The organism is Streptomyces sp. NPDC048297, assembly GCF_043201585.1.
In the GTDB taxonomy this organism is placed as follows: domain Bacteria; phylum Actinomycetota; class Actinomycetes; order Streptomycetales; family Streptomycetaceae; genus Streptomyces.
In genome coordinates this window covers 64,609-79,295 of sequence record NZ_JBICZA010000011.1, presented here as the reverse complement: position 1 = coordinate 79,295, position 14,687 = coordinate 64,609, and the positions used below count along the sequence as shown (strand labels likewise).

10 protein-coding genes and 1 tRNA gene are annotated in these 14,687 nt (G+C 69.0%); 5 read left to right on the top strand and 6 right to left on the bottom strand.

Features of this window, described 5'->3' with window-relative positions; genetic code table 11:
* Positions 1-29: 29 nt before the first annotated feature.
* Both ACGFYV_RS14500 and ACGFYV_RS14495 read right to left on the bottom strand, forming a co-directional pair.
* Entirely contained in the window at positions 30-1,802 is a 1,773-nt protein-coding gene (locus ACGFYV_RS14500; protein WP_393878707.1) for a LuxR C-terminal-related transcriptional regulator, read from the bottom strand.
* Between the two features lie 225 nt (positions 1,803-2,027).
* Positions 2,028-2,216: a hypothetical protein gene (locus tag ACGFYV_RS14495; RefSeq protein WP_393878706.1), complete on the bottom strand. Its 189-nt coding sequence runs from the start codon at positions 2,214-2,216 to the stop codon at positions 2,028-2,030.
* 163 nt (positions 2,217-2,379) lie between these two features.
* On the opposite strand from ACGFYV_RS14495, the gene ACGFYV_RS14490 reads away from it, so the two are divergent.
* Positions 2,380-2,625, top strand: coding sequence for a hypothetical protein (locus ACGFYV_RS14490; protein ID WP_393878705.1), 246 nt, complete (start codon positions 2,380-2,382; stop codon positions 2,623-2,625).
* Between the two features lie 708 nt (positions 2,626-3,333).
* Here ACGFYV_RS14490 and ACGFYV_RS14485 read toward each other — a convergent pair.
* Positions 3,334-4,002 (bottom strand): hypothetical protein, encoded by a 669-nt coding sequence (locus ACGFYV_RS14485; protein ID WP_393878704.1) that lies wholly within the window; start codon positions 4,000-4,002, stop codon positions 3,334-3,336.
* Positions 4,003-4,011: 9 nt separating this feature from the next.
* On the bottom strand, positions 4,012-7,941 hold the full coding sequence (locus tag ACGFYV_RS14480) for an RHS repeat-associated core domain-containing protein (RefSeq protein WP_393878703.1): 3,930 nt from the start codon (positions 7,939-7,941) through the stop codon (positions 4,012-4,014).
* A gap of 46 nt (positions 7,942-7,987) precedes the next feature.
* Here ACGFYV_RS14480 and ACGFYV_RS14475 point away from each other — a divergent pair, with 46 nt between their 5' ends.
* Both ACGFYV_RS14475 and ACGFYV_RS14470 read left to right on the top strand, forming a co-directional pair.
* Positions 7,988-9,544, top strand: coding sequence for a hypothetical protein (locus ACGFYV_RS14475; protein ID WP_393878702.1), 1,557 nt, complete (start codon positions 7,988-7,990; stop codon positions 9,542-9,544).
* Positions 9,541-11,220: a hypothetical protein gene (locus ACGFYV_RS14470; protein WP_393878701.1), complete on the top strand. Its 1,680-nt coding sequence runs from the start codon at positions 9,541-9,543 to the stop codon at positions 11,218-11,220. Before ACGFYV_RS14475 ends, ACGFYV_RS14470 begins: the two co-directional genes overlap by 4 nt.
* A gap of 440 nt (positions 11,221-11,660) precedes the next feature.
* Here the strand turns inward: ACGFYV_RS14470 and ACGFYV_RS14465 are convergent.
* Positions 11,661-11,734, bottom strand: a tRNA-Pro gene (locus ACGFYV_RS14465).
* Between the two features lie 45 nt (positions 11,735-11,779).
* Positions 11,780-13,210, bottom strand: coding sequence for an MFS transporter (locus tag ACGFYV_RS14460; protein WP_393878828.1), 1,431 nt, complete (start codon positions 13,208-13,210; stop codon positions 11,780-11,782).
* 334 nt (positions 13,211-13,544) lie between these two features.
* Between ACGFYV_RS14460 and ACGFYV_RS14455 the strand changes: the two genes are divergently transcribed.
* Both ACGFYV_RS14455 and ACGFYV_RS14450 read left to right on the top strand, forming a co-directional pair.
* Positions 13,545-14,123 carry a TetR/AcrR family transcriptional regulator gene (locus ACGFYV_RS14455; protein ID WP_393878700.1) on the top strand — a complete coding sequence of 193 codons (579 nt, stop codon included), beginning with the start codon at positions 13,545-13,547 and terminating at the stop codon, positions 14,121-14,123.
* A gap of 139 nt (positions 14,124-14,262) precedes the next feature.
* Positions 14,263-14,607: a cupin domain-containing protein gene (locus tag ACGFYV_RS14450; protein ID WP_393878699.1), complete on the top strand. Its 345-nt coding sequence runs from the start codon at positions 14,263-14,265 to the stop codon at positions 14,605-14,607.
* Positions 14,608-14,687: the final 80 nt, after the last annotated feature.

The window sequence follows — 14,687 nt, the reverse complement described above, 5'->3', positions numbered from 1 at the left end:
CCGGCAAAACCCGCACCCGCCGAAGAACCTCACGCCGGCCGCGCCTCCGGCATCGGCATCTCCATCAGCCACGGCAACGCCCCCCGGTCACTCGCCCCGAGCCTCGTGTACGCGCTGTACAGATGATTGCCGACCGTTCTCACGGACAACGTCAGCCTCTCGGCGATCTGCCGATTGCTCAGCCCCGCCGCCGCGAGAGCGACGATCTGCCGCTGCCGCGCGGTGAGTTCACCGAGCACGAGCCCCGACAACGCCGGTGTACGCGCCCCCTGGCACCGCCGGGCCAGCGCGACGGCCCGGGTACGGGAGAGCCGCGCGGCACGCGGATCCCGGTGAGCGCGTACGGCCTGCGCGCACGCCTCCGCCGCGAACAGCACGAACCCCCGCTCCGTCAACTCCTCGGCCACCCGGTCGAGCCCCGTCCCGTCCCTGCGGGCCAGCGCCTCGGCGTGCCGCGCGAACACCCCGTCGGCCGGCAGCCGCCCGGCGGCCCGCTCGGGCGCACCGAGGCGGACGGCGTCATAGGCCGCGAACACCTCGCCCCCGTCGCTCACGCCCGGCGCGCCGCCGCCGGCCTCCCCCCGTGCCGCCCCGTCCTCTCCCAATTCCCCCTGCGCCAGGTCACGTTCGCGGCAGCACCCCACGTCCCCCGGTGTCCAACGCACTCCCTCCCGCGCCCAGGCCACCGCCTCCCGCACCTCTCCGCGCAGCCGCGCGTACCGGGCCCGCACGGCGGCGTACGGCGCCGGTACCGGCAGCTCTTCGGCGAGCAGCCAGTCCCCCACCGGCGCCGGCACCGCCGTCACCTTCTGCTGCTCCAACTGTCGTACGAACACGGCCTGTTCGGCCTCCAGGGCGGGCCCCAGCCGCTCCGGCGCGGGTGTCAGCCTGCGCGCCCGCAGCCGGCCGGCGGTGGCCCGCAGGACCGGCCCGTGCAGCGGGTGGGCGAGGGCGGCACGGCCGCTCCCGTCGACGTGGACGAGCCCGTCCGCCTCCAGCTCTTCGAGGACGCGCAGGTCGAACTCGTCCAGCGGGAGGGAAAGGGGTTCGCAGAAGGCGAGGCGGTCGAGGGTCTCGCGTTCACCGGGTCCGGACCGTTCCAGGACGCGGGCCAGCCGTTCCCGCACCGCCGGGGTGACCGGGACCGGCCCCCGCCACGCCCACTCGTCGCCGTCGGGCTCGCGGGTCAGCCGCCCGGACGCGCGCAGCGCGCCCAGCAGGTCGCGCAGCAGCCGCAGGTCACCCTGGCACAGGCGGTGCAGCCGGTCCGTGGTGAGCGCCTCCAGGCGGGACGACGCGAGGAGCCCGGCGGTGTCCTCGCGGGGCAGCGGCTCCAGGGACAGCCGGGGCAGCACCTCACCCGTCCACAGCCGGGACACCGCGCCCGGCGCCGTCACGCCGTCGGTGGCGGCCACGATCAGCCGGGTGCGTCCGTGCACGGCGAGCTGGTGGACGAGCGCGGCGGAGGCCTCGTCGAGGAGGTGGGCGTCGTCGACGACGAGGAGCCGCACGCCGGACAGGAGCTGGACGGCGCGGTGCAGCGAGACGGTGTCGGGGAGCAGGTGCGCGAAGGCCGCGAAGGGCAGCCCGCGGGTCTCGGGTGTCCCGGTCACCCGGGCCCGTTCGGTGCCCCGGACCGCCTCGGTGATCAGCCGGGTCTTGCCGCAGCCCGCGGGCCCGGTCACCACGATGCCGTGCCGCCCGGAGGCCGGCGAGGCCCGGACCAGCTCCAGTTCGTCCTCACGGCCGGTGAACGGCCAGGGCAGTTCGAGGGTCTTCGCGTCCTGATCGTAAGTCGTCACGTCAACAGGAGTCCGGTTACTCAGTTCTGATACAGGGCGACTTGAGTAGCCCCCGACTCAGGCGTCGGCAGGGCGCGGGACGGCACTCTGGCAGTCCAAAGTCCGGCACCGGGGGAATCGGTCCGGGTGAACGCCTCCTTCGGGGGAGGGAGACGTTCACCCGGACCATGCCGACTTGCCGTTCGCGGGGCTGTCAGTGCTGGCCGGTAGGTTCGTGGCACGAGTTCAGGACTGACTGCGTATCTGCTGGACGTCGCCCGGACGCGGGCCCTGGTCGGATCGGGCGACGAGGAACTCCTGCGGGCCGTCCACGACAACTTCGGGGACGAACTCGCCTGCGACGACGACTACTTCCGCCACGAGATCGATCGGGGCGCCCCCACCGCCGAGGAGGCGCTGCGGGCCGTGGTGCACGGCGGACCCTTCAGCGAGGACAAGGCGCACGGCTTCCAGTACGGCTACGCGTTCCAGCGGATCTGCGAGCTGACCGGTTCCTTCCTGCCGAACGACTGCTTCATGCCGTTCCGCGGCGACTGGCTGGAAAGACGAAGGCCTCACCGCGCTGCGCGTCACCGCCGTGTCCGTGGCCTCCTTCGGCCACGCCGGTCTGCCGGACCCGCTCCCGTACACGTACCTGCCGGGCTGCGGCGAGTGGGCGCCCGAGCAGATCGCGCGGGCCCTTGAGCAGTTCGAGGCCACCAAGTCCGCGGGCCACGCCCCACCGCTGGAGCCGGAGGTCGTCGAGGCCGTCATGCAGTGCCTGGGCTGGCTGCGGCACGCACAGGCCCGGCCCGGTTCCGGCCTCTTCGGCTTCGTGTCCTGAGGACTTCGCGGCATGCCGCCGCGAACGGCGGTGCCCTGGAAGACATGCGCACCACCCCACTCGGGGTGAAACGGCATGACTGGATCACCCTCTGACACCGCGGCCCGCCACGGAAAACTCCCCGGCAACACATCAGGGGCCGTCCCGGATCCCTCCGATACGACCCTGAACCGCGACGTCGTTCACTCACTCGCACAGCAGCCGCGACGTCGAGCGGCCTCAACCACCGGGCCCTCTCGGGCCTGACGCGCTCACGCATCACGTCTGCCCGCCCCGATCGCGGGTGGGCGGCTGCTCCACCACGCGCGGCATATCGGAACTCACAACGTTCCCGCCGACAGCAGGCGCCCGTCGTTTCCCGCCCCACGGAACCCCACCCCCCTGCATGCCCGCGAAGGCACCGAACAGGCCCGGCCGCTGTCCCGGCTCGCCGTCGCCCGGCACGTGCGGCAGATGATCCGCACCTGCTGGGAACTGAGCAGACTGCGGAGCTCGCCCACCTCAAGCTCTGGAAGTGGGCTCACATGCTCGGCTTGGAGATCACCGAGACGACCAGCGGCAACGGCGATGAACCGCCAGCCTGCGCGGCCCTCGTCCGCTGACGTTGCCGTCACCGTTGCCGTCAAACAGCCAAAGTGCCCCGCCGGAATCAATCCGGCGGGGCACTTTGTTGATGAAATGCGCGGTCTTTCGCGACCCCCTATGAGATCAAGGGGTCGTGGTCGACACCAATTCCCTCATCCGGACAAGGAAAGGCATACCTTCCCTTTCGGCGCGCATCGCAACATCACGGAACAGGAGCTTCTCGTCAGACTCATCAGCACCAGACAGGAGGCCGATATCCCGCACTTGCTGCCCGTAGTGAGTCATCAACCTGTCCCACGAAACGTCGCCTTCGGCGCCTGGACGTTCGGCCTCACCTTCCGCCCAAACAGAATCAACCTCAAGAGCGCCAATAACGGCATTGAATGCGTCACTTCGCGATTCTTCGAGGTAGGCGCGCAACGCCAGAGTCGCGGCAGAAATTGACTCCACAGTCAAAGCTTGCGCGAGGCCAAATTCATCAACCGTGTTGATCGACTCAAGGTCTGACTCTGCACTCCTGATCGCAGCCTCAAGCCTGGGAGCAAGTTCGATGGCAGAGGCGCCCGGCCTGGCGCGCAGAACTCGCCACGCCCCCACCAGGCCATCGTGAACCAATCCGTATCCTTCCAGCTCAGCGTGGGCCTCGCTGTACGCCTGATAGACGGGAAGAGTCCGGTGGGCTGCGGCCAGAGAGAGCACGAAGACTCTCTCCAGGGCCAGCTCGCCACACGCTGCCTCGATCCGGCCAATCTCTTCCTTTGTGAGCATTTGCACCCCTTCCGATGCAGCCACGATCGAGAGTTACCTTACGCCGGGCGGAAGCCAGAGAGCGGTCCTAGGGCTCACAAGTGTCGCACCCTGGTTTGTCAGGAACTGAGAACAAGCAGGACAGAAAGGCCTACTGGCTGCAATCCCACCAGGACTAAGACCTAGGTGCTGAGCTGCAGTTACTAGCTTCACTTCAGCATGCGCACCATTACTCATCGATATAGCCAATTCTCCAGCGTCAAGAGAATCAGCCCTTTGGATCAGAGTGAGGTTACTCCTCGCTCCAACAGCAGACAGATCGATGCCTCCACCAACGCCGTCAGCGTGCAACACCCCGGTAGTCCTGTACCGCTGGCCGCCTGACGAAATCAGAGAATGCAAGTCGTCGGCCCTATCGGTCAGATGACCTAGGTCGGCAGCCCCGCCGCCACAGTTGTGAACAAGGACCGGCGTAGCCCCCGCCAGCACATAGTACGTGTGCAGTGTGCCGACGGTGAGGTCGTAGGTGGTCTTGTGCTGGTGGAAGTTGTGGACCTTGGCCACGATGACGCTGGTGCCGGCCGTGGTGCGGAGTTTGGTGCCCGGGGTGAGGTTGTGGGCGTCGGTCCAGCGGTGGTGGGTTGTGTCCCAGAAGGGGTGGTGCCAGGTGGTGGTGAGGGTCTGCTTGCCGGGCTTGTCCTGCGGGGGGCCTCGGGTCGGAGCCGTGTTCAGGGTGAGGGTGGTGAAGTCCTTGTCCGTCGTGGTGACGATGACGTTCTGGACCTTCTCCGGTGCCGTGACGCCGGTCTGGGGATCGGTCGCCAGGACTGTGTCGCCGGCCTTGACCTCACTGATCGGTTTTGATGTGCCGTCGGACAAGCGGACACCGGTACTGGCCGTGAAGCTGTGCAGGCAGCCTGTGGCCTCGGCGCCGGCGCTCTCCGCGCTGCGTGTTTCCGCCAGCGCGTGTTCGGCCTTGACCGCGTCCTCGGCGAGTTTCGCGGCTTCTTCGGCGTCCTTGACCGCCGTGTAGGCGCGGTCGAGGGAGCGCCAGATCTTGAAGGCTTCGACGCCGACCTTGATGGCCTTGAAGACCTTGCCCCAGGGGACTGCGGTGAGGGCTGTGTTGACGCAGCCCATCACGTCGCCCTTGGTGAAGCAGTTGTAGGCGTCGGTGAGGCCGATGACGTCGGCGACCAGGCTGAGCAGCTGGTGCTTGAGGCCGGTCACCTGCTTCTTGGCCGCGGCGGCGGCCGCGTTCGCGGTGGCCTTGGCCCGCTGCACGGCCCGGGCTTCGGCCTGCGGGTCGTAGGTCTTGCTGCTGATGTTGCCGCCGGCCGCACCGTAGCGGTGGCCGTCGGAGCAACGGCCGTGGTGGCAGACGGCGGTGTTACGGCCGCCCGGGTCGACAGGGCCTGTCGTGACGTACCGGGTCGGGTTGCTCTTGCTGGTGCCGGTGCCGCCGATCGGGTAACCGATGCCGCACTGGTCGGCCATGCACAGGCCCGACGGATCGGACTCGGTGACCGGGGAGTCGCCCGCGTAGTCGTAGGCGTTCCACGTCTGTGGGGAGCCCGGGTCCAGGAGAGGGTCGGGGCTGAGGAAGCGGCCGATCGTGGGGTCGTACTCGCGGGCGCCGAGGTTGGTCAGGCCGGTGTTGTCGTCCTGGGTTCCACCGACGTAGCCCTGTTGCCCGACCCATGTACCGGTCTGGTCGCGTGATTCACCGAACGGCTTGTACTGGCGGCGGACGACCTGCTGGGTCTGGGAGTCGATCTCCAGGGTGCCGGTGCCCTGGCGGTCGGGGATCAGGTAGGTGAACTTGCCGTCGGAGGAGTGGGTGGCGACGGTCTCGCCGGCGATGGAGATGTAGCGCACGCCGTCGGCGGTCGAGGCGCCGGGCTTGAGGGTGATCTCCTCGTCGCCCGTGTAGAGGGTGGTCCCGTTCGGACTGTGGCGGATCAGCAGGCCGCCGTCGGCGTCGTAGAGGTACGTGGTGTCGCCTGCTGAGCCGGTCGAGGCCAGTTCGGAGAGGCGGCCTTCGTCGTTGTAGGTGAGGGTGTCGGTGCCCGTGCGGGTGCTGCGGGTGTGGACGTTGCCGTCGGCGTCGTAGGTGTAGGCGTTGGTGGTGTCGGCCGTCGCGTCGCCGGGCACGACCGTGTCCACGTGGGACACCGCGTGGGCCGGGCCCTTGTCCGCGGTGAACGGGGTGTACGAGGCGGTCGCATCACGGGTGGTGTCGCCGCTGGTGTTGTGGTCGACCTGGGAGGAGCGGGCGCCGGTGACGTCGTACGTCCAGGACTGCCAGTACGGGGACGGGCCGCCCACGGTCGTCGAGGCACCTGGTGCGGGGGTGGCCGAGCAGTCGTCGGTGGCCGTCCACGCGTCCTTCAGGCGCTGTGCCCAGTCGTAGTCGAAGCACTGGGTGTCGGTCGTGCCGGTCTCCAGCTTGTCGGTGATCTTCGTGACGTTGCCGGAGGGCTGGTAGGTGTAGCCGGTCTTGTCGGCGATCGCGGCGCCCGATCTGGTGACGGTGGTGGACCCCATGAGGCGGTGGGTCTGGTCGTCGTAGGTGAGGGTCTGCTGCGCGAAGTTGCCGGACGTGCCGTAGGTGAACTGCTGGGGCTCGTCGAACTCGGTGTAGGTCAGGCCGCTGACGTAGGCCCAGCCGTTGGTGTCTCCGCCCACGCCGATGGGGCGGTCGAAGGCGTCGTAGGTGTAGGAGACGGTCTCCTTCGGCAGCTTGACGGCTGCGGGGTCCTGGTCGCTGTAGCCGGCCAGGGTTCCGGTCAGGTTGTACCTGTTCTGGTGCAGGTAGTTGCCGGCGAGGTTTCCTTCCGCCGCAGGGAGCGTGAGCTGTGTGGCCTGCACCCAGCCGTGGCTGTCGTACCCCAGGACCGTGCTGGTGTACGCGGACCCGCCGGTGCCGCCGACGTAGCGGATGGACGCGGTCGGCTTGCCCTTCTTCAAAGTGTCGTACGTCCAGGCGGCCAGCTTGTTCGACGCCGACTGCGCGACGCCGCCCGTGGTGTCGTACTCGGCCGTCCTACGGCCCATCTCGTCGTACGTGTAGCTGATGGTCTTGCCGCGATCATCGGTCGATGTCAGCAGCTGGCCCGCATTGTCGTACGTGGAGTGGGACGAGCCTGTGTCGGGGTCGGTCTGGGAGGTGCGGCGGCCCAGGAGGTCGTAGCCGCTGGACCAGGTGTGCCGCTGGCCGTCGTCCTGACCGGTCTGGTGGCCGGCCCCGTCATAGGAGTACGTGACGGTGTCGGCGGTGCCGGTGGCGGTGCTCCCGTGATAGCGCAGCAGTTTGACGAGCTGGTCGCGGGCGTCCGTATACGTGGTGGTCGGAGTGGCTCCGAAGGGCTTGGCTCCAGCGGACGGAGTGACGTCGACGCGGTCGGAGCCGGGGTAGGCAGTGGTGGTACGCCAGGTCTCGGAGGCGAAGTGGTAGGCGATCGAGGCCGAGACCCGGCCGGCGCCGTCGTAGACCGTGGCGGTCTGGGACGGCGTCTGGTTGTCTGCCGCGTCCACCAGCGTGCTTGTCGGGGCACCGGAGTTGTAGTACGAGTCGGAGGAGCTGACCGCCCAGCCGTGCGCGTCGTAGACGGTGTCGGTGATCGTACGGCCGCCGTCGACGGTCTCCGTCTGCGTCTCGCGCGGACGCAGCATCGCGTCGTAGATCGAGATGGAGGTGCGGAAGGCGTTCTTGCCGGTGAGGGTCTGGGTGGTGACCGTGGACGGTGCCGACGGCGTGAGGTTGTAGCTGTACTTGATGTTGGGGTTGTTGTCGGTGGGGAAGCCCGGGCTCCAGACCTGGGTCAGGCGTCCCAGCGCGTCGTAGGTGCTGGTGGTGGAGTAGCCGGCGGCGTCGGTGGTCTTCAGGTCAGGCCAGGTGATGTTCAGCGCGCCGCAGCCGCTGATGTGGGACTCTTCCTCGTCCGGCGGGTCCGCCCAGGCCCGCGCCGCGTCAACGGCCACGGACCCGAGCGTTCCCGCACCGGGAATCGGCGCACAGGTCGCCCACGTGACAGACGACGTCACGGGCTCCGAGCTCATACTGACTCCGGATCAGGCGCTGCTCACCGGTGCCGACACCAGTTACCCGGTCTACATCGACCCCACCTGGAACCCTCACTACGCGACCGGCAGCAGGCAGCATTACGCGGAGACGCAACAGGGCTGCTCGTCAGCGAAGAACTACGACTCCACGCAATACGGAGATCCCGGCGTCGGCTACAACAGCTGGTCCGGGTGCATCGGCGACGAACGCTCCTACTTCCAACTCGGCATCCCCGCCAGCGTCTGGGGCACCCACATCGTGGCCGCCACAGTCAACACCAAGGAGAACTACTCGGCCAGCTGCAGCCTGAGCTCCGACGTCAAGCTCTATCTCACGGGCGCCATCGGTGCGGGCACCACCTGGAGCAACCGGCCCGCCCTGTCCAGCCTGCTGGCGACGAAGAGCTTCGGTCCCGCCTGCACCAGCGAACCGTCCGGCGGCTTCTCGGTCACCTCCACCATCGCCAAGAAGGCCGCCGCGAAGGATTCGAGCTGGACCTTCGCCCTGGTCAACAGCCAGGAGAGCAGCAGTGACGGCAACTACTTCAAACGCTTCGCCAGCAACCCCTCCATGTCCATCGAGTACAACCACATCCCTACTGCGCCTGGAACGCTGGCAGCGAAGTTCGGCACGCACTCGGTCGGCTGTGGAACGGGGACGCCCTACCCCGTGATCGGCAAGACCCTGGTCACCACGCCACCCACCCTCAACGCCGTCGTCAGCGACGGCGACAAGGACGCTCTGGCTGCGACGTACAAGTACTGGGTCAACAGCTCCGCCGCCACCACGACAGCGAGCGCCACCGTCGCCAGCGGCGCCAACGCGCCGAAGCAGCTTTCCTCCAGCTTCATGAGCGGCCTGAAATCGGGTGACGTGGTCAGCTGGAACGTCACCTCAAGCGACGGCAAGGACACCAGCAAGGCGTCCTCCACCTGCCACTTCACCGTCGACCTCACCGCGCCCGACCCGCCCACCGTCGCCGACCCTGCCGGTCTCTACCCCAGGGACGAACCCGGCATCACGGCGGCGGGCACCCCGGACACGTTGACCCTCACCACCAACAGCGCCACCAAGTTCCTCCACGAGCTGGACGCCACCCCGCCCACCTCCAACACGCCTGCCGCCGAAGTCGCCCCCGCTACCGCGAACAAGGCCAGCATCACCGTCACGCCCACCGCTCCCGGCACCCACACGCTCTACGTCTACGCGGTCGACTCCGCCGGGAACGTGTCCGCCCAGGAGCAGTACCAGTTCACCGCGCTCGGCCACGTAGGCAACGCGGACAAGCCCTTCAGCAGCCTGCAGGCCGCGTTCAACAACACCGCCGTCACCGACGACGCCAACAAGGCAGCCGCGGACGCGGACGGCTACGGCGCCACCATGTCCCTCCAGGACCTCAAGGCAGCCGGCTGGCAGCCCGGCGGCAAGATCACCGTCGATGGCGCGCTACGTTCACCCTGCCCGCCTTCGGCTCCGCCACCGGCGACAACGTTCTGGCAGCCAACCAGACGATCCAGATGAACAGCGCCAGCGGCAAAGCCCTGGTCTTCCTCGGGTTCTCCACCTACGGCCTCGTCAGCTCCGAACGTGCCGAAGACGACTACTCCAGCCCCGTCATCCCGGACGGCACCTCGGTCAGCGGCACCGAATGCACCCTCGGCAACGGGCAGTACGAGGACTGCCGCGCGGGCGGACCCTACGGCTCCATCACCTACGCCGACGGCACCACCGGCGCCTACCACCTGACCGTCCCCGACTGGGTCTACGGCTCCAACGCGCTGGCCGCCGTCACGCTCCCCCACCGCAACCTCTCCACCGGCACCCAGGAGACCCGCAGCACCAGCATCTACGCCTTCGCCGTCCCCCTCAAGCCGGGCGCCAAGGTCAGCTCCGTCACCCTCCCCGACCTCACCGCCTCCGCCCGCAAATACACACCCGGCCTGCACCTCTTCGGCATGGCCGTCCGCGACACGACCACCGCAGCCGCCGGTTCAACGTGGACGGGGGCCTGGAACAGCCCGAACGAGGGCGCGTTCAACTACGAAAGCACCGACTACAAAGACCAGACCTTCCGCATCGCCGCCGACCCCAGCCTGGCCGGTTCCAGCGTCCGCCTCAGGCTCTCCAACGCTCTCGGCCGCACGCCGATCACGATCGACCACGCCACCCTGGCCACGCAGCTCTCCCGCGCCGTCCCCACTGCCAAACCCGCCGACCTCACCTTCAACGGCGGCAGCAAGTCCGTCACCATCCCCATCGGCGGAGAGATCTACACCGACCCGGCCGCCTACACCGCCACCCCCGGCAAACGCCTCATGATCAGCCTCCACCTGGTCAACGACTCGCCCTACCTCGTCCAGCACAGTTGGGCAAGCGCCGCCACCCAGTACGTCAGTGCCGTCGGCTCCGGAGACCACACAGCCGACACCACCGACACCGCGTTCACCGGCAGCGGTGTGTTCTCGGGCTACTTCACCAACATCCTCACCGGAATCGACGTCACCACCAGCGACAGCCGGCCCACCGTGGCCGTCCTCGGTGACCAACTCGTAGACCCCTTCGCCGACGCCACAACCCCCGGCCTCGCCACACCCCGCCTCTCCGACGACCTCGCCACCGCCCTCCAGACGAACCAACAGGGGGTACCCGACTACGGCGTCGTCGCCACCGGCATCGAGAACAACCGTCTCACCACCGAACAGGCCTCCGGCGGACCGGCCACGCTCACCCGCCTCGACCGCGACGTCTTCACCCTTCCCGGCCTCACCACCGTGATCGTCGACGAAGGACTCAAAGACATCGTCGCCGGAACCGACGACACCACGGTGGAAGAGGCGTACGCCACCCTCGTCGCCCAACTCCGCGGCTGGGGGATCAAGGTCGTCCTCACCACCCTCACCCCCTGCCAGGGCTACACCCCCTGCACCACAGCCGTCGACGCCAACCGCACCGACACCAACACCTGGATCACCGACCAAGTCGACTTCTCCACCCCCACCGTCACCTACGCGGACACCGAAACAGCCCTGGCGGTCCCCGTCGATCCCGACTCCACCACCGAACCACTGCCGCTCAAACTCGACGCCGGCACAGCACCGGGAAACTACGACACCGGCGACCACGTCAACCTCACCGCCAACGGCTACCTCGCAGCCACAGCCACTCTCGACTTGACCACCCTCGGACCCGACAACTGACAACTGGACCCGGCGAGGTGCCCGGACGTACACCGCCCGGACACCCCGCCCTGCCCCATGGGTCCAAGAGCAGCTCTTGCTGACCAGCACGGCCATGCCTCCCCACGACCACAGCCCCTACGCGTCTCATCCGGGACAACCAGCCGCCATGGCGCGCCCGCACACGACGCCCGTCCAGCGGGTCCATCGACCTCACGTGCCCTCCTTGCCCACTCCAACCAGCGTCGAGCCGAGTCTTTTCCGGAACTTCCGGCCCCATGAACCGGCACGAGCGTGAAACAGTCGAAAGGTCATTCGCGCAGGTCAGCAGGACTCAGTCCGACAACGTGGCACGTCACGGGATCGCCAGGTGGGCACCGGTCCTCATCTGGTCCCCAAGAATGACCAAGGGCCGGTTTCGGATGTCTCCCAAACCGGCCCTGAACCGCGACTTCGTAAAGTCGGGACGACAGGATTTGAACCTGCGACCCCTTGACCCCCAGTCAAGTGCGCTACCAAGCTGCGCCACGTCCCGTTGCGGTCCCACGCGGAGCTTTCCGCGTGATCACGCAGGTCAACCCTACCGCACTCGCGCGGGTGCCGATGCCGTCCGGTCCGCGGCGGGGCCCACGACCCGTCCGGTGGCACGGCCGACCGGGACGAGGAGGGCGGCGCCGGCCGCGCCGAGGCACAGGAGGGCGAGCAGGGCCCAGCCGTGGGTGTAGCCGGAGGCGTAGGGCAGGCCGGAGGGCTGGAGGCGGCCGGTGACCAGGACGCTGGTGAGGGCGGCGCCGATGGAGCCGCCGATGGTGCGGATGTTGGCGTTCATGCCGGTCGCGGCGCCGGTCTGCTCGGGCGGGACGCTGCCCACGATCAGGTTGGCCATGGAGGCGAAGGCCAGTCCGATGCCGAGGCCGAACAGTCCCGCGACGACGGCGATCTGCCACTGTTCGTCGTGCCAGAGCGTCAGGAACCCGCAGGCGAGCGCGCCGAGCGCGGCTCCCGTGGTGAGCAACGGCTTGGCTCCGACGCGGGGTTCGAGGCGGCCGGAGACGACGCCGGAGAGGAACATCGCGAGCAGCATCGGCAGCATGAGCAGTCCGGACCCGGTGACGCTCGCGCCGAAGCCGTACCCGGCGGCGGACGGCGTCTGGACGTAGCCCGGCAGGAAGGACCAGATCGCGTACATGCCCGCGCCGAAGAGGAGGGCGACCGTGTTGGTGGTCCACACGGCGGGCAGCCGCATCACCCGCAGGTCGATCAGCGGGCTGCGGGAGCGGGCCTCGCCTGCGAGCCACACCGCGAACAGCACCACGGCGGCGGCGAACAGGCCGAGCACCTTCGCCGAGCCCCAGCCCCACTGCCCGGCCTGGCTCAGCGGGAGCAGAAGGGCCACCAGCCAGGCCGAGAGCAGTCCGGCCCCGAGCCAACTGACCTTCCCCTGCGCGCGTTTGGGCGACTCGGGGACGTAGCGCGCGGCGATCAGGACGGTCGCGGCGACGACGGCCACCGGGATCCAGAACAGCCAGCGGTAGTCGAGCGCGGAGACGATCGGGCCGGCGGCCACCATGCCGACGCCGCCGCCCGCGGCGATCACGGCGGACAGGTTGCTGATGCTGCCGCTGACCCGGGAGGCGTCGAACTCGTCCCGGATGATGCCGAAGGAGAGCGGGAAGAGGGCGCCGCCGACGCCCTGGACGACCCGGGCGACGATCAGGACGCCGATGTTCGGCGCGAGCGCGGCGACGAGACAGCCGGCGAGGACGGCCACCAGGACCGCGACGAGGGTGCGCTTCTTGCCGGCGAGGTCGCCGACGCGGCCGAGGATCGGGGTGAAGACCGAGGCGGACAGCAGGTACGCGGTCATCACCCAGGTCGCGGTGGACTGCGAGGTGTGCAGGGCGTGCTGGACGGTCGGCAGGGCCGGCGCCACGAGCGACTGGAGCATGGAGAACACGCCGGCACCTGTCGCCAGGACGGCGAAGGTGAGGCGGGTGGACTTGCGGGGCATGCGGGTGGACTTGCGGGGCATGAAGGAGCCTCTCCGGAATCCGAACGCGGAGGGTGGAGGGTGGAGGGTGGACTGTCGGGACGACGTGGAAGGCCGGCCGCCCGGAGGCAGCGTGGGAAGGCCGGGAAGTGATGGGAAGCGATGGGAAAGTGCCGGGAGGTACCCAGAGGTGCAGGGATGCGCCGGGGGCGCCGGGAAGGTGTGCGCCAGGAAGGTGTGCGCCCGGACGCGTCCGCCCATGGCGAGGCCACCCCCGCAGTGCTAAAGTGGAGGCACCCCTCCACTGTAACGGAGGCACCCCTCCGGTTCAACTGATTCCCTGCGGGAGGCAGCAGTGACGGCCACGTCGTTCCCCGTCAGCGAGATCGTCGCGTCCCGCCGACCGCACCGTAAGGACGCCGCACGCAACTTCGACGCCCTGCTCGCCGCCGCCCGCGAGGCGTTCGCCGAGCACGGCTCGGAGGCCTCGCTGGAGGACATCGCCCGGCGCGCGGGCGTCGGTATCGGCACCCTCTACCGGAACTTCCCGACCCGCCGCGACCTCTTCGAGAGCGTCTACGCGGACGAGGTCAACGCCCTGTGCCGGGCCTCCGTCGAGGCGGCGGCGCTGGAGCCGTGGGAGGCGCTGACGACGTGGCTGGACCGGTTCGCCGGCTACATGGTCACCAAGCGCGCGGTGCGCGAGGCCCTCAACGACGAGTCGGACATCTTCATCGCCTGCCGCTCCTCCATGTACGCGGCCGGCGGCCCCCTCCTTCAGCGGGCCCAGGAGGCGGGCGTGGCGCGCAAGGACATGGACTTCGGTGATCTGCTGCGCATGGTCGCCGGCATCACGGCGACGGCCTTCGACGACGACGCCCAGCGCGAGCGGGTCCTCGCGATCGCGCTGGACGGGGTGCGCGCCACGCGCTGAGGCGCCGTCTGCGCGAGGAGCGCGTCCGCCGCCACCACGGCCACCGGCCGCTGCGCCCGACGAAGTGTCCTCCCACCAGGCCCGATGCCGCACACACTGTCGACGGCCGGGCGCCGGACGCGCTCGCTAGGGTCGCCTCATGACGCACAGTTTCGCGCTCCACATCCCCGACGCAGACCTCGAACCCGAACCCCTCGCCCCGGAGCAGATCGTCTCCGGGAACCCGGAGGTGACCGGGAAGGTGGTCTGGGAGTCGGCGGACGGCCGGCAGATCCGCGGGATCTGGCAGATCACTCCGGGCGTGGTCACCGACACCGAGGCGGACGAGCTGTTCGTCGTGATCAGCGGGTCGGCGACGATCGAGGTCGAGGGCGGTTCGACGCTGCGGGTGGGGCCCGGCGACATGGCCGTCCTGCGCGAGGGCGACCGTACGACGTGGACGGTCCACGAGACGCTGCGCAAGGCGTACGCGATCAACCTCTGAGCGTCCGCGGGCGGCGCGTCGACCCGTTCGTTGACGCGCGGCTCATGTCCGTACAAAGGTGGCCCGGACAAGGATGTGGA

Excerpts from the sequence above, each read along its gene's own strand:
- ACGFYV_RS14470 (WP_393878701.1), top strand. The coding sequence starts at position 9,541 with ATGAACAGCGCCAGCGGCAAAGCCCTGGTCTTCCTCGGGTTCTCCACC.
- ACGFYV_RS14460 (WP_393878828.1), bottom strand. The coding sequence starts at position 13,210 with ATGCCCCGCAAGTCCACCCGCCTCACCTTCGCCGTCCTGGCGACAGGT.
- ACGFYV_RS14450 (WP_393878699.1), top strand. The coding sequence starts at position 14,263 with ATGACGCACAGTTTCGCGCTCCACATCCCCGACGCAGACCTCGAACCC.